Below are 15,536 nucleotides of genomic sequence, written 5' to 3' on the forward strand. Positions count from 1 at the left end.
TCAGTCCTCAGTCACTGATGTTACTAATACATCTCGATAGCCACCATCCAATGGACCGACTATTCCTGTCCTTTCCATTTCTTCTATCATTCTTGCAGCACGATTATAGCCAATTTTTAATCTTCTTTGCACAGCAGAAATACTGGCCTTTCGAGTTTGAATCACAAACTCTACCGCCTGATCATAAAGTGGATCGTCTTCTTCTACAGATTGCCCGCCTTCATCATCAAACCCACCTTCACCATTTTCATTTCCCATTTTAAGAATATCATCAATATAATCGGGCTCTCCCCTTGATCGCCAATCATCAGCAATACGATGAACTTCCTTATCGTCAACAAAAGCGCCGTGTACACGCAAAGGGGCACCGCTACCAGGAGCCAAATACAACATATCACCATGCCCTAGTAATTGTTCAGCTCCTTGCTGGTCCAGTATGGTACGAGAGTCAATTTTTGAAGACACCTGAAATGATATTCGAGTGGGTATATTTGATTTAATTAAACCGGTTAGTACATCTACAGAGGGTCTTTGTGTCGCAAGAATCATATGAATTCCTGCCGCTCTGGCTTTTTGTGCAATTCGTGCAATCAGCTGCTCTACTTTCTTGCCGACAACCATCATCATATCCGCAAGCTCGTCAATAACCACGACCACATAAGGCAATGCTTGCAATTCTGGCGCAGTTTCCTCCATAGAATCGGTTGGTTTCCATAAAGGATTCACCAATGGTTGGCCACTGGCTGCTCCTTCGGTAATTTTTGCATTATACCCAGCCAAATTTCTAACACCCAAAGCAGCCATTAATTTATAGCGTCGTTCCATTTCTTCAACGCACCAACGAAGGGCACTTGCTGCTTCCTTCATGTCAGTAACAACAGGTGTTAATAAATGTGGAATCCCATCATAAACCGATAATTCCAACATTTTAGGATCTACCATTATTAAACGAACTTGTTCAGGGGTAGCCTTAAATAGAATGCTTAGAATCATGGCATTAATACCTACTGATTTACCCGAACCCGTTGTTCCTGCTACCAACAAGTGAGGCATCTTTGCCAAATCGACGACCATAGGATGACCACCAATATCCACTCCCAGAGCCAAAGACAAAGTAGAATGAGCTTGTTGATATACCTCAGCAGACAATACATCAGACAACCTGACCACTTGACGTGAATGATTAGGTAATTCGATACCAACTACCGTTTTACCAGGAATTACTTCCACAACACGAACGGAAATAACCGATAATGAGCGCGCCAAGTCTTTTGCCAAAGCAGTTAACTTACTAACCTTGATTCCAGCAGCCAGTTGCAATTCAAATCGAGTTACAACAGGACCAGGATGAACAGCAACAACGTCCGCCTGAATACCAAAATCCAGCAAGTGCTGCTCTACATCTCTCGAAAGATTTTCTAATTCCTCGTGAGTATAACCTCCCATAGGCTTACCTGGTTGACCTTTATCTAATAATGTCAAGCTTGGGAGTACTCCTGGGGTCGTCGTTTTTGGGGGCCGAATTTCCTTAAACTCTTTTATGGACTTAATAGTTTCAGGTTTCTCTTCACTTGTAATTAAAATAGGAGTTGTTTTTTCATGCTCCTTATCTTTTTTAGGCTGGAATAACTTGGGTACTGCTTTCTTTTTTTCATTATCTGGCTGAAGTGCTTGATCTGGTTTGTTCAATGGGTTTCTTAATTTATAACTCTCAACACCTGCGGAACCAAATTGCACTGCTTTTCTTATGGCTTTATCGACGAAAGCGAAAATATTTAATGTATAATATCCAATTAGTTCTATTGCCCTTATCCAGGATAATCCTGTTAACCAGGTAGTACCAACTAGAAACATTGCTAACAAAAGCAAGGTCGCTCCTTCCAGATTGAGCATTTGATGCCAACCATCTCCAACTGTTTGCCCAATAATGCCTCCTGCACTATGGATGGTATCCACTGCGGCAAAAGTATGATTTATACTTAATAAACCACAACCTCCAGATACCATAAGTATGAAGCCTACAACTCGTAACACTAATACTGATTTATCCAGTTCTTTAAAAGAACGAAAATCCTTCAATATTGCCCAAGCGATATAAACAAAAGCTATTGGTAATAGAAAGGCAAAATACCCAAATGCAAAATAAAGCGCATCAGCAATATAGGCACCAACTTGTCCGCCTGAATTTGAGATAGCGACTCCGGAGCGAGAGGAATGCGACCAGCCTGGATCATTTACTGTATAGGTAAACAAAGACAAGAGAACAAAAAGCGCTCCCGTTAAAATCAATATAAAACCACCTTCACATAGTCGTTTTATTATAAAGTTCGGCATGGATTTTTTGGGGACTCCAGCCTGTTTTCCCGAATGTTGTTTTGCCATAGGTATTTTAATGTTTTTGTTTTTGTCATAATATTTGCCATCTTAACACAAAAAATAAGGAAGGCAGAGACAATGAGCACAAGCAATCATCACCGCTTAATTATACTTGGTTCAGGTCCAGCAGGTTACACCGCCGCAGTCTATGCCGCAAGAGCCAATCTGAATCCCGTCTTAATCACGGGAATGGAACCTGGTGGACAATTAACAACCACCACCGATGTAGATAACTGGCCTGGCGATATTGAAGGATTGCAAGGCCCCGCCCTTATGGAGCGCATGCAAAAGCACGCTGAACGCTTTGATACTCAAATCCTGTTTGATCATATTGTCAAAGCGGATTTAACGCAAGCACCCTTTACACTCCATGGTGACAGTACTTCCTATACCTGTGATGCATTAATTATTGCTACAGGCGCATCCGCTCGATACTTAGGCTTGCCGTCGGAAGCATCTTATCAAGGAAAAGGTGTTTCAGCATGCGCTACTTGCGATGGATTTTTTTATCGCAATAAAACTGTTTGCGTTATCGGCGGAGGTAATACTGCGGTCGAGGAAGCTCTTTACTTATCAAATTTAGCATCTTCAGTTACTCTGATTCATAGACGAGACAGTTTACGCGCAGAAAAAATGCTCCAGGATAAGTTATTTGAAAAAGCACATTCCGGTAACATAAAATTAATATGGAACTCATCTCTTGATGAAGTATTGGGTGACGGGAAAAAAGTCACTGGCGCTTTAATACGCAATCTTAAAACAGATGGATTAGAAGAGTTAACAGTAGATGGTATATTTATCGCCATTGGCCACACCCCCAACACGGGGATATTCCAGGATCAACTGGCAATGCGAGATGGGTATATTCTGATCAAATCAGGGCTTGATGGAATGGCAACCAGTACTTCGGTTCCAGGAGTATTTGCTTGCGGCGATGTTGCTGATCATGTTTATCGACAAGCCATTACATCAGCTGGATTTGGATGTATGGCGGCTCTCGATGCTGAAAAATATCTGGATTCAATATAAAATTGGCTTACGATAACAACTATATCTTCCCTGACCCTGAAACCAGTGACAAGCAGGGTCTATTAAGCATAGGGGGGGACTTAACCCCTCAACGAGTCCTACAAGCATATTCCCAAGGGATTTTTCCTTGGTATGAACCTGGTACCCCTGTTCTCTGGTGGTCGCCTAATCCACGTCTGATATTAATTCCCAAGGAATTCAAAATATCAAAAAGTATGAAAAAAGCCCTAAAAAAACCCTTTAAACTAACTATTGACACGGTCTTTCATCAAGTCATTTCATGCTGCGCTACTTCTTCTGGCAGAACTAATCAAACCTGGATCACTAATGAAATGATAGAAACATACACCAAATTACACAATATGGGTTATGCTCATTCCTTTGAAGTATGGAATGATACCGAGCTTGTGGGAGGACTATATGGAATCAGTTTAGGGCATGCCTTTTTTGGTGAGTCCATGTTCCACACAATTACAGATACTTCTAAAATTGCCCTACATTTTTTATGTAAAATCATGGAAGCATGGAATTTTGATTTTATTGATTGCCAGCTGCCTACCACTCATTTGATGAGTCTGGGTGCAAAAGTAATCAGTCGAAAAGAGTTCCTCCATATGCTACAAGAAACATTAAAATATCCAGATAAGAAGGAAATTTGGCGAATTAACTGACTTATAAATTTGAACTATTATGGCGGTTTACATTTCGCTGAGGCGAGTGCGCCAGACTATTAGAAATGTAAACAACCCCTACATTCACAGGAGCTCATATGAAGCAACATTCTCAAGGTTTTTTAAAATTGGTAACAGAAACCAAAGCACGTATCCATGAAATTAGTCCCGAAACTTTAAAAAATAAAATAGATAATAATGAGCAGATGACCATTATAGATGTTCGAGAAACTCATGAATGGGAAACAGGTTGCATCCCAAACGCAATACATTTAAGCAAAGGGATTATTGAGAGAGATATCGAAAAAATTATTCCAGATAATCAAACAAATATTATAGTCTATTGCAGCGGAGGCTATCGCTGTGCGTTAGTTGCTGACAACTTACAAAAAATGGGATATCGCAATGTGTCTTCACTGAACACTGGGTTACAGGGCTGGTTAGATGCTGGATACAGCTTGGTATGACAATGTTTAATACGTAATAAATTACTATTTATTCTTCAAAACAAATAGTAATTGAATGACTAGATTGCCATTTTTCACAATTTAGTGCACTATTTCACTTTTATAAAACTTGATACATCATTTGAGAGACATATGGCAAAAGAAGATCACATTGAAATGGCAGGAACCGTCATAGACACATTACCTAACACGATGTTTCGTGTTGAATTGGAAAATGGACATATTGTTACTGCTCACATTTCAGGTCGCATGCGAAAAAATTACATCAGAATCCTGACCGGAGATAAAGTTAAGGTAGAATTAACCCCTTATGATTTATCGAAAGGTCGTATCATATTCCGTGATAAAGGCTAAGTTCATTTTATTTATTTTTATACCTAACCCTATCTTTATTACTCAGTAAGTTCTTTTTAAAATAAGAAGCCTGGCTGTAAACAGCCCGGCTATGCTTGTTGGATTTCAGAACATCATATAAATGCTATGCTCCATTTATTCTTGTGGCCTGGATTAGGTGAAATTTCTAATCTAAAAATGAATGAGTTCAAGTAATCAAGAAATAATTTGTATTTATTCCCCGGCAACCATCATTTTTTCTATTAAAATAGACCCACAACGCATGGAAATATTAGGATTAATATCACTCCCTACTGCCAATATCATCTGATACATTTCTTTAAGATTTCCCGCAATAGTAATCTCATCAACGGGATATTGTATAACTCCATCTTCAACCCAGTACCCGCTTGCTCCACGAGAGTAATCTCCCGTAATACCATTCACACCCTGACCCATTAGTTCTGTGACTAATAAGCCCTTCTGCATTATTTTCAAAAGTTCGGGAAGATCCCCACAAGTTGGATCTATAGTCAAATTATGCACTCCATCACTATTCGCTGTTGTTTTTAAACCCATTTTCCGTGCAGAATAACTACCGAGAACATATTGTAACAGACGACCCTTTTCAACTAATACATTTGGTCGTGTAGGAACTCCTTCACCATCAAAAGGAGTGCTCCCTAAAGCGCCTTTTAAATGCGGTTGTTCATATATACGAACAAATTCCGGGAACAATTGTTGTCCAATGGAGTCAAGCAAAAAAGAATTCTTTCTATATAAATTCGAACCACTAATGGCACTGACAAAACTTCCTAGTAATCCACTGGAAACTCTTGAAGAGAAAATAACTGGTGTCATTTGTGTTTTAATTTGTTTTGAGCCTAAACGACTCAATGCCCTTTCAACCGCCTTTCCAGCTATCAACTCCGCAGCCACCAACTCTTTGGCATTTCTACTAGTCGTATAATCATAGTCCCGTTGCATTTCATCACCCTCTTTAGCAATGACAGAGCAACTAATACTATGTCTGGTACTATGTATAAATCCCTCGCCTCCATTAGTATTGGCATAGCCATGATGCGACTCATACGATGAAACGTTTACACCATCCGAATTAGTAATGCGTTTATCTAAAGACAAAGCGTGCGACTCGCACTTCAAAGCAAGCTCTATCGCTTGTTGCGGAGTAATGTCCCAAGGATGATACAAATGCAACTCAGGATGATTTCTCGTCATCAATTCTTTATCAGCCAATCCAAAACAAGGATCTTCAGCACTAACTTTCGCTATATCACAAGCAGCCTTTACTAAGGACTCCAATGCTGCTGGAGATGTATCTGTACTGCTTGCGCCCCCTTTACGTTGCCCTATATATACTGTTAAACCTACTCCCTTATCTTCGCTAAATGCGACTGTTTCCACTTCACCCATCCGCACATCAACTGAAAAACCCCGATCATAATTTACTGCCACAGCAGCATCGGTAGCACCTTCTTTTTTGGCAATTTCCAATACATCTTTTATCACACGATGTAAATCTATTGTTGACTTATATGCTGCACTATTGTTATTTTGCGATTTAATTTGCATAAGAGATTCCGTAGCGTTGAATGATGTACATAAGGATACAATAACATGTCTTCGCAAACCAATGTTTATCCTGCAAACAGATTGAATTTATGGCGTTTGTTAATTTTAATACTTGCCATTGTTATTCCTTTCCCTTCTTATTCGGCTGATCAGTGGCAAGAGCTTACTCCAGGCATAGAATACCAGGATCTTGAAGGAGGGATATTAAATCCATGGTCCCACATTCATGTATTTCGCATTGATCTCAATAAAAATCAACTGGCACTAGTAACTGCCAAAACTCTATCTCAAAAAAATGCATCGGCTGATCAATTTGCTGAATACAGCAAAGCTTTACTCAGTATAAACGGCGGATTTTTTGACCATGAATTCAATCCATTAGGCCTTAGAATTAATAATAAGAAACAAGAGAATCCTTTAAAGCGCATTAGTTGGTGGGGAATTTTTTATGTTAAAGATAATAAACCTCGCATTACTAATGTGCGTAACTTTCATTATGATAATGATATTGATTTTGCCATTCAAAGTGGACCCAGGTTATTAATTAGGGGAAATATCCCCTCTCTTAAAGCGGGAGTTGCTGACAGAACGGCTTTAGGAATCACAGACGACGGCAAGGTGATTATATTAGTAACAACGAATTCTGCGATGTCGACCAGACAATTAGCTCAACTTATGAGTTCTCCACCACTATCGTGTACTGATGCAATTAATCTGGATGGGGGAAGTTCCAGTCAATTGTATGCCAAAATTGATAATTTTCAATTAAATGTTCATGGCTTTTCTAATGTCAGTGATGCCATTGTAGTTAAAAGGGGGGCAACCTCGAATTGATACAAATACAATGAATCCTAAAAGAGACGTTGTCTTTCCTGCGCATGCGAAAAACCATTCCATGTGCCACATCCGTTGAAAAACTATAAAATGTAAATACAATGTTTTAATTGAATAAAGAATGCGCACCATGAGGAATAGAATCAAAAATAGCTTCTCTTTCTTCTTTTATACGAAATGATGGATGATATACTGATCAAAGGCAATAAAACCATGTAGGAGATAAACTCAATGATTTTATAGGAAATCTTCTTTTTTCCTGTTGCAAACGCATAGGCTTGACTAAAGTGTTTAAAACTAGGCCAATCTGAAATACCAAACCCTCCAGGGGCTCTATACCCACCAAAAAAATAGCCTGTGAAATATCCATAAAACTGCCAAAATTTCCTCGGATAAAAGGTATAAGTGGCCGAAGCACTAGCGCCCAGATATCGTGTATAATGCCAACAGTTTCTTGGCATAAATAACATGTCTCCTCTTTCTAATGTGGCCTTGTAACCAATAACCTTTTTAATCCTTGGATATTGCTTTTTTAATACATCTATTGGTTGACTAAAGTCAATCAACGCATCACCCACATAAGGAATTTTATAAAGATTGTCGCTTTGATCTTCAGTAAATAATAGCAGTTGTTTTTTTCCACTTAGGCATAAATGAAGATTACAGCAATGCTCTCTATCAAAATGCAAATCGGTGACACCACCCTTGCCTCCAAAATAATAGGAAACTTTAGTACTCTTATTAAAATATCTTGGTCGCAACGGAATCGATTGCCAAAGTGGTACATGTCGTTCAATGGCAGCCGAGTCATGTGGTGAAAGAAATTTACCAAAAACTCGATAGGGTTTATTATCTTCAATCTTAGAAAGAATAGTTGAAAAATTATCTATGTGATGAGATACAAATCGATAATTTTCAAATACATCATAAGCCGCCTTGATGGTTGTAGAGTTATAGATTTGTTTAAAATAATCAATTGAAAATTGATCCGTAAAATTTTCAATTTTTATTAAAATAGGTTCTTTAGAATGATTTAGAATTCTCTTTATTCTTTCTTCATCACCATATTTATAATGAACTTGTTTTATTTTTTTCAGTTTCATCAATTACTCTTTTGAATAAGATAATAAAAATAATATTTTTTCCCCCAATATTTATCTCTGCGGGCGTTTTTAGCCATCGCACTTAATTCAGAATTTTTAAACCAAATCTTCCACCAAGGCAAAAAGGATAAACCCATAGCACCAGCCAAAGCAGGGAGTTCTTGCAAGAGTTTATCCTTATCGTAATTAAAAAAAGCATAAGCTCTTTTATAAAAAGTCTTTTCTTGGGTTATGATACGATCATAAATAGAGCCTTGAACCATCTTGGTTATATTATGTTTATAAACTATTCGTAAATTCTTTCTTGTAGCAACAAATTCTTCCAATATTTTGGCTTGTTGTTTGCTGTTCACATTGATATCTGAATAGCAAAAGAATCCACCTGGGGCTAAAACACGCTCAACTTCTTTAAAAAAATGTTCAATCTTTGGATAAAGATGTGAACTTTCAAGATTCGTTATAATATCAAAACTCTCATTATCCAGACCTAATTGCTCGGCATCCGATTGTATATAATTGACTGAATCCATTTTGTAAAAATTTTTGTTTGCGTTACTTATAAACTTATCTACCAAATCCACACCTAATGCGTATTGAGTTCTAAGCAACTCAGAACTTACTTTTAAACCAATGCCATTACCACAACCAATGTCCAATAATCTTTTATTAAAGAGATTTACTTTGACTAATGGTCTGATTAAATAATAAATTAATAGTTGGGAATAAATATCTTGTATAGAACATATTTTTCCAAAGTTAAAATTCAAATTCCGATATTCGTTAAATGTTTGCTTATCCCATAATCCCCAATTCATAAAGGCTTTGTCATAAACCATTTGAGCCCATCTAGTATAGCTTTCCTGAACCTTTTTCTTAATTAAAGTGACTTCAGACTCGTTCTTACATTGATAATTTACGGCTATACCCAGCTGGGAAGCAGCCTGACTGTAATTATTCATATTTTCCTTCATTTTGTATGATTTGATGTTTTGAAAGCCCGAGATAGATGCCTCAAATAATACTATTTACCATTAGCACCACCAAAGATAATTACTGTACCCTGATTATAGAAATTATAGAACAAAACCATCGACAAAATTTGGATTGGCGTCTTAGGACTACACAACATAACGTGATGGGAAGAAAAATAATAAAAATTTTTTGTTCCATCACCGTTGGAATTATTTCACTTAAAATCAACGTATATTTAAGTAAAATCAAAGTGTCACCTTTTTCACTCACAACTTATCCACAAAATAATCCCAGATTATTCTATTGACCAACAAGAAAAAACACATTATCTTGTAATAAATCCCATAAATTACCCCATATATTGGGTTTTTGCTATAATTATAATATAAGGTGACAGTATATAGAGTTCACTGAACTGTTGACAAAAACATATTTCGTGGAGGAAAAATGTCCGAAATTCTTGAGCCGGTAAAAGATATACCGCTAACTGGTCAACTGGAATTGACTGCCAATGCCCCTGGTATACTTAAAACAATAAAACGAAACGGTAAAGTAGTCATATATGATGATACCAAAATCAAAATTGCTATTACCAAAGCCTTTATTGCTGACGAGGGCGGCACAGCTCCGACTTCTGATCGGATTCATCAACAAATCGAAGAGTTAACCAGACAAATATCTCAGGTATTCAAACGTCGTTTACCAAGTGGCGGTGCTATTCATATTGAAGAGATCCAGGACCAGGTCGAGCTTGCTCTGATGCGTAGTGGTCATTACAAAGTAGCTCGCTCCTATGTTTTATACAGAGAAGAGCGTCGAAAAGCACGCGAATCCGAGTTAAAACAAAAGCCTAAAGACAGTAAAAATTTGTTAATAACCATGCCTAATGGAGAAATACAACCATTGGATATGGATAGAATAAATACTATAGTCAAAGAATCTTGTCGTAATTTAGACAATGTAAAAGCAGATCCCGTTATTAAAGATGCCTTGCGTAATCTCTATAACCAGGCCAAGTATGAAGACGTCCATAAAGCTTTAATTATGGCAGCACGAGCGCTGGTTGAAAAAGAGCCTAATTACACGTTTGTAAGTGCACGCTTGCTATTAGATAGTATGCGGACAGAAGCGCTTACAAAATTAAATATCAAATCAGAAGCCACATTTGATGAAATGGCCAAGCTCTATCCTGTCTACTTCAAATCTTACATAGAGCAAGGTATTGCCCAAGGTATGCTCGAACCCAAGATGACTGATTTTGACTTGGATAAGCTCAGCAAAGCACTTCTTCCTGACCGTGACATGAAATTTACCTATTTAAGTTTACAAACTTTATATGACCGCTATTTTATTCACGAACGTGGAGTGCGTTATGAACTTCCACAGGCCTTTTTCATGCGCGTGGCTATGGGACTTGCTATTCGTGAACAACATAAAGAAGATAAAGCAATTGAATTTTATCAATTGTTATCTTCTTTTGATTATATGTCTTCCACTCCTACCTTATTTAATTCAGGGACAGTAAGACCACAACTATCCAGTTGCTATCTAACTACTGTACCCGATCATTTGGATGGCATATATAGTGCTATAAAAGATAATGCATTACTCTCCAAATACGCCGGCGGGCTAGGCAACGATTGGACCCCAGTACGTGCTATGGGCTCACATATCAAAGGAACCAATGGTAAATCTCAAGGTGTTGTTCCCTTCCTGAATGTTGCTGATGCTACTGCGGTAGCAGTAAACCAGGGTGGCAAACGCAAAGGAGCCGTTTGTGCTTATCTTGAATGCTGGCACAGAGACGTAGAAGAATTCCTGGAATTGAGAAAAAATACAGGCGATGATCGTCGTCGAACTCACGATATGAACACCGCCTTGTGGGTACCCGATTTGTTTATGAAACGAGTTCGTGAAGATGGAAACTGGACCTTGTTTTCTCCTGATGAAGTTCCAGATTTACATGATCAATACGGTAAAGCTTTTGAAACTCTTTATGTTGAATACGAAGAAAAAGCCCGCCAAGGAATTATCAGGAATATTAAAACCGTTTCTGCTCTAAAACTATGGCGTAAAATGCTTTCCATGCTTTTTGAAACAGGTCATCCATGGTTAACATTCAAAGACCCCTGTAATTTACGATCACCACAGCAACATGTTGGAGTAATACATAGTTCTAACCTCTGTACAGAGATTACTCTAAACACTTCTGAAGAAGAAATTGCTGTTTGTAATTTAGGTAGTATCAATCTTCCGGCACATATTAAAAATGGCAAGCTGGATGAGGAGAAACTCAAACGCACCATCACGACAGCTGTTCGTATGTTGGATAACGTAATTGACATTAACTATTACTCTGTACCGCAAGCACGCCATTCCAACTTGCAGCACAGGCCCATTGGCTTAGGTATCATGGGCTTCCAGGATGCATTATACGAATTAAAAATGGATTATGCGTCTAAAGAAGCTATTGAATTCGCTGATTCTTCTATGGAACTGGTCAGTTACTATGCCATTGAAGCCTCTTGTGATCTGGCCAAGGAACGAGGCAGTTACTCAAGTTACGAGGGTTCTTTATGGAGCAAAGGCATATTGCCTATTGATTCAATTAATCTGTTGCAACAATCCCGTAACAAATATCTGGAACAAGACCGCTCTCAAAAACTGGATTGGGAGCCTTTAAGAGTTAAAGTTCGTACGCAAGGTATGCGCAATTCAAACGTAATGGCTATTGCACCCACCGCAACAATTTCCAATATCTGCGGTGTATCACAATCCATTGAGCCAACTTATCAGAACCTTTATGTTAAATCTAATTTGTCAGGTGAGTTCACTGTTGTAAACCCTTATTTAGTAGCTGAATTAAAATCTCTAAATCTTTGGGATGAAGTCATGGTTAATGATCTAAAATATTTTAATGGCAGTGTGCAACCTATTAGTCGAATTCCGGATGACTTGAAAAGACGTTATGCCACCTCATTCGAAATCGATCCGATATGGTTGGTCGAAGCAGCATCACGTCGCCAAAAATGGATAGATCAAGCCCAATCTCTGAACATCTATATGGCACAACCTTCTGGTAAAAAGCTGGATCAGCTTTATATGCACGCCTGGACTCGTGGACTAAAAACCACTTATTACTTACGCAGTTTAGGAGCAAGTAACGCTGAAAAATCAACCGTTACCGATGGAGCGCTCAACGCAGTCAAATTAATTGATTCTGAACCTAAAGCTTGTTCTATCACTGATCCAGACTGTGAGGCCTGCCAATAATAAGGAGAAATTTATGGACTACAATGATACACAAGAAATTGTCGTAACTCCTCTTATGGGCGCGACAGGACTTGAATCTTTAGAAATGGGGGCAGCCCGTATCCATGTTGATGACAAACAAATCATTAATTGCCGCGCTGACTTAAATCAATTGGTGCCTTTTAAATACAAATGGGCGTGGGATAAGTATTTGACAGCCTGTGCGAATCATTGGATGCCCAATGAAATCAGTATGAGTGCCGATGTTGCTTTATGGAAGGATCCCTATGGTCTTTCTGAAGATGAACGATTAATCATTAAACGTAACTTGGGATTCTTCTCAACTGCAGATTCACTGGTTGCTAATAATCTGGTTCTTGCTGTTTACAGACATATTACCAATCCTGAATGTCGACAATATTTACTACGACAAGCTTTCGAAGAAGCATTGCATACCCATGCTTATCAATACATTATAGAAAGTCTGGGCTTGGATGAAGCCGAAGTATTTAATATGTACAGAGAAATACCCTCTGTATCCAGAAAAGCTGCATGGGCATTACCATTTACGCAAAGCTTGGGTGACGAAACTTTCCATACAGGCACACCAGAAAATGATCAACGCCTACTGCGTGATTTAATTGCATTTTATGTTGTATTTGAAGGTATTTTCTTCTACGTTGGATTTACTCAAATCCTGTCCATGGGACGTCGTAACAAAATGGTAGGCACTTCAGAACAGTTCCAATATATATTGCGTGATGAATCCATGCATATGAATTTTGGTATTGACGTCATTAATCAAATCAGAATAGAAAACCCACATTTATGGACACCTGAGTTTAAGGATGAAATAATTAAACTCATCAGAGAAGGTGTCGAGATGGAGTACCAATACGCCAGAGATACTATGCCTCATGGTATTCTGGGGATGAATGCCGATATGTTTGAAGAATATTTACACTTTATTGCTAACCGCCGCTTAAATCAAATAGGATTGGCAGATCAATACCCCGGTGCTGAAAATCCATTTCCATGGATGAGTGAAATGCTGGATCTCAAAAAGGAGAAAAACTTTTTTGAAACTCGTGTCATTGAGTATCAAGCTGGTGGTACTTTAAGTTGGGAAGATGAATAAGAAAATGCTAATCAAAATCTGATTCGCTGCATTCACCAACAGAAGAACAAATTTTCTATCCCTGCGCAAGCAGGGAGCTATCTCAATCTTGGCTCACAGCTAATTTCAAGACAGAGCTTTCCTACATAGAATAGAACCTCTGAAACATCTCATGGAAATTTTATCTACTTAGAAACAGAACTTACGAAAAACTTAAAGATCGAGGCAAAAAAGGTTTTTAATAAGTGAGAAGTAGACAAACTAAATAACCAAATTAAAAAAATTTTTTAATGAAAAATTGGAGTTTTTCGTAAGTTCCGAGAAAAAAATAAGGTGACATTTCACCATGATCAGGTAAAATCCGAAACGCGTAGAAATGATCCTATGGAAACAAAATAATAACAATATCTCTAATATATAGCGCATCAAGCTTAAAATGCAGTTTATTAACCGGAAAATAAACATGAGGTAAGTGATGAAAACCAAAATCGAAAAAGAAGACAATAACAATTACAGCTTTCTATTAAAATGTATGGCTGTAGCAGCTGCTGCATTGGCTACAGCAGCGGTAATAACAGCTATAGTCATCAAAGCAACTGCATCAGCTACAGTTGGTTTTGGTGCCGCAGCAGCAGGAGCAGCCTTATCACCAGCATTATTTTTAGGTGGAGCAATATTAGCCGTAGCAGCATTTTGCTGTCTACCATTCTTGCTTTGCTGCGGAGGTGGTCGTACAACTTATACCGTAGGAACAACCACACCTGTCTATACTACTCCATGGGGCGGCAGAGTATATAACACAAGTGGCTATAACCCAACTTTCCACTCACATCCGGTATACAACGGCGGAACCTACCATACTCACTCGGGTACAGTTCATACGCATGGCAGCAGTCACACTCATGGACACAGCGGCACAAATGTTCATGTGCATAGTAGTCCAAGTAATTTTCACGGGCACAGATAGTTTATTTCCGAGTTAATATTTTAGTGTGGGATAGTGCTGAGCATTTCCTACACTAAAAATAAAAAATCATTGAATATACAATGTACTATGAGTGAAACAGGAAAATTCCAGCCCCATAATCAATAGAGCTATGTTACACATTTTTTGGTAATCGTTCACAAACTGTGTTTAAAAATAGAGTTCATATATTGTATAGCATAACTGGTTATTTTATGTGTTAACTATATCCGCTCCATTACGGTCGGATCTATGAATCCCCACGAATTTGTACAATTTTAAATGACTCTGTCATCCCAGTACATTCTGTCATCTGCGAAGGCAGGGATCCATCCATCAAAATAGTTCATAACTCAAATTAATCCACCGAGGATTGTTTGACCCAATTAAGTTAATTTTCCATTGTATTCTCCATCTTTTTATTCACTTTTCTCTAGTAATTATTTCATAAACATTAGAGTAACTTCAAAATAAACCAGTTCATGTACATGATATTTTTTAGTAAATCCATCTACTAAATTTTCCCTATGCTCGTAAATACGTTGGGTCAACTTGCTGGTAAAGCAACATATAAAGTTCCATATTTTTTGCTGGCAAGAATATAAACATAATATTGCTTTTCCATAGTTGCAGAGTTTTTTGCGAAGTTGGCAGGATAGAATACCCTAATAAAGCTTAGGATGTAGATTGCAAGATGGATCCCTGCTTTCGCAGGGATGACAGAATGTAGAGGGATGATGGAATGTACGGGTATGACATAGTCATTACTAAAATTGTACATTTTAGTGTGGATCTTTCGGGTCGCGGCTCAGTTTTGCGCTATGG

Annotated in this window: 13 protein-coding genes; 8 read left to right on the forward strand and 5 right to left on the reverse strand. The window is 38.1% G+C overall.

What is annotated here, in order from left to right; all coding sequences use genetic code 11:
- Nucleotides 1–2,382, reverse strand: a complete 2,382-nt coding sequence (locus ACZ5EK_RS09240) for a DNA translocase FtsK (RefSeq protein WP_464429228.1) — start codon at nt 2,380–2,382, stop codon at nt 1–3.
- 72 nt (nt 2,383–2,454) lie between these two features.
- Between ACZ5EK_RS09240 and trxB the strand changes: the two genes are divergently transcribed.
- From trxB to infA, 4 genes are all read left to right on the forward strand, one after another.
- Entirely contained in the window at nt 2,455–3,405 is a 951-nt protein-coding gene (gene trxB, locus ACZ5EK_RS09245) for a thioredoxin-disulfide reductase (RefSeq protein WP_464429229.1), read from the forward strand.
- A gap of 2 nt (nt 3,406–3,407) precedes the next feature.
- Nucleotides 3,408–4,076 (forward strand): leucyl/phenylalanyl-tRNA--protein transferase, encoded by a 669-nt coding sequence (gene aat, locus ACZ5EK_RS09250; protein ID WP_464429230.1) that lies wholly within the window; start codon nt 3,408–3,410, stop codon nt 4,074–4,076.
- Between the two features lie 98 nt (nt 4,077–4,174).
- Nucleotides 4,175–4,543 carry a rhodanese-like domain-containing protein gene (locus ACZ5EK_RS09255; RefSeq protein WP_464429231.1) on the forward strand — a complete coding sequence of 123 codons (369 nt, stop codon included), beginning with the start codon at nt 4,175–4,177 and terminating at the stop codon, nt 4,541–4,543.
- Nucleotides 4,544–4,675: 132 nt separating this feature from the next.
- Nucleotides 4,676–4,897, forward strand: coding sequence for a translation initiation factor IF-1 (infA, locus tag ACZ5EK_RS09260; RefSeq protein WP_010947496.1), 222 nt, complete (start codon nt 4,676–4,678; stop codon nt 4,895–4,897).
- A 213-nt stretch (nt 4,898–5,110) separates the two neighbouring features.
- On the opposite strand, the gene pmbA is transcribed toward infA, so the two are convergent.
- The gene (gene pmbA / locus ACZ5EK_RS09265) at nt 5,111–6,469 is read right to left on the reverse strand and encodes a metalloprotease PmbA (protein WP_464429232.1); all 1,359 of its coding nucleotides are present in this window, start codon (nt 6,467–6,469) and stop codon (nt 5,111–5,113) included.
- A gap of 45 nt (nt 6,470–6,514) precedes the next feature.
- Between pmbA and ACZ5EK_RS09270 the strand changes: the two genes are divergently transcribed.
- Nucleotides 6,515–7,303 carry a phosphodiester glycosidase family protein gene (locus ACZ5EK_RS09270; protein ID WP_464429233.1) on the forward strand — a complete coding sequence of 263 codons (789 nt, stop codon included), beginning with the start codon at nt 6,515–6,517 and terminating at the stop codon, nt 7,301–7,303.
- A 143-nt stretch (nt 7,304–7,446) separates the two neighbouring features.
- Here ACZ5EK_RS09270 and ACZ5EK_RS09275 read toward each other — a convergent pair whose 3' ends face one another.
- Nucleotides 7,447–8,406, reverse strand: coding sequence for a cupin-like domain-containing protein (locus ACZ5EK_RS09275; protein WP_464429234.1), 960 nt, complete (start codon nt 8,404–8,406; stop codon nt 7,447–7,449).
- Entirely contained in the window at nt 8,406–9,365 is a 960-nt protein-coding gene (locus ACZ5EK_RS09280; protein ID WP_464429235.1) for a class I SAM-dependent methyltransferase, read from the reverse strand. Before ACZ5EK_RS09280 ends, ACZ5EK_RS09275 begins: the two co-directional genes overlap by 1 nt.
- A 460-nt stretch (nt 9,366–9,825) precedes the next feature.
- Here ACZ5EK_RS09280 and ACZ5EK_RS09285 point away from each other — a divergent pair, with 460 nt between their 5' ends.
- The 3 genes from ACZ5EK_RS09285 (at nt 9,826) to ACZ5EK_RS09295 (ending at nt 14,714) form a co-directional block, all read left to right on the forward strand.
- The gene (locus ACZ5EK_RS09285; protein ID WP_464429236.1) at nt 9,826–12,651 is read left to right on the forward strand and encodes a ribonucleoside-diphosphate reductase subunit alpha; all 2,826 of its coding nucleotides are present in this window, start codon (nt 9,826–9,828) and stop codon (nt 12,649–12,651) included.
- A gap of 13 nt (nt 12,652–12,664) precedes the next feature.
- Nucleotides 12,665–13,768 carry a ribonucleotide-diphosphate reductase subunit beta gene (locus tag ACZ5EK_RS09290; RefSeq protein WP_464429237.1) on the forward strand — a complete coding sequence of 368 codons (1,104 nt, stop codon included), beginning with the start codon at nt 12,665–12,667 and terminating at the stop codon, nt 13,766–13,768.
- A 454-nt stretch (nt 13,769–14,222) separates the two neighbouring features.
- A complete protein-coding gene (locus ACZ5EK_RS09295; protein ID WP_464429238.1) occupies nt 14,223–14,714 on the forward strand; it encodes a lpg1776 family Dot/Icm T4SS effector in 492 nt (163 codons plus the stop codon).
- A 544-nt stretch (nt 14,715–15,258) separates the two neighbouring features.
- Here ACZ5EK_RS09295 and ACZ5EK_RS09300 read toward each other — a convergent pair.
- Nucleotides 15,259–15,492 carry a hypothetical protein gene (locus tag ACZ5EK_RS09300; RefSeq protein WP_464429239.1) on the reverse strand — a complete coding sequence of 78 codons (234 nt, stop codon included), beginning with the start codon at nt 15,490–15,492 and terminating at the stop codon, nt 15,259–15,261.
- Nucleotides 15,493–15,536: the final 44 nt, after the last annotated feature.

The organism is Legionella sp. JM-2024, from assembly GCF_055389095.1.

Coding starts and splice junctions, on each gene's coding strand:
- ACZ5EK_RS09300 (WP_464429239.1), bottom strand. CDS start 15,492: ATGTACAATTTTAGTAATGACTATGTCATACCCGTACATTCCATCATC.
- ACZ5EK_RS09270 (WP_464429233.1), top strand. CDS start 6,515: ATGTCTTCGCAAACCAATGTTTATCCTGCAAACAGATTGAATTTATGG.
- trxB (WP_464429229.1), top strand. CDS start 2,455: ATGAGCACAAGCAATCATCACCGCTTAATTATACTTGGTTCAGGTCCA.
- ACZ5EK_RS09290 (WP_464429237.1), top strand. CDS start 12,665: ATGGACTACAATGATACACAAGAAATTGTCGTAACTCCTCTTATGGGC.
- pmbA (WP_464429232.1), bottom strand. CDS start 6,469: ATGCAAATTAAATCGCAAAATAACAATAGTGCAGCATATAAGTCAACA.
- ACZ5EK_RS09240 (WP_464429228.1), bottom strand. CDS start 2,382: ATGGCAAAACAACATTCGGGAAAACAGGCTGGAGTCCCCAAAAAATCC.
- ACZ5EK_RS09295 (WP_464429238.1), top strand. CDS start 14,223: ATGAAAACCAAAATCGAAAAAGAAGACAATAACAATTACAGCTTTCTA.
- ACZ5EK_RS09280 (WP_464429235.1), bottom strand. CDS start 9,365: ATGAATAATTACAGTCAGGCTGCTTCCCAGCTGGGTATAGCCGTAAAT.
- infA (WP_010947496.1), top strand. CDS start 4,676: ATGGCAAAAGAAGATCACATTGAAATGGCAGGAACCGTCATAGACACA.
- ACZ5EK_RS09285 (WP_464429236.1), top strand. CDS start 9,826: ATGTCCGAAATTCTTGAGCCGGTAAAAGATATACCGCTAACTGGTCAA.
- ACZ5EK_RS09255 (WP_464429231.1), top strand. CDS start 4,175: ATGAAGCAACATTCTCAAGGTTTTTTAAAATTGGTAACAGAAACCAAA.
- ACZ5EK_RS09275 (WP_464429234.1), bottom strand. CDS start 8,406: ATGAAACTGAAAAAAATAAAACAAGTTCATTATAAATATGGTGATGAA.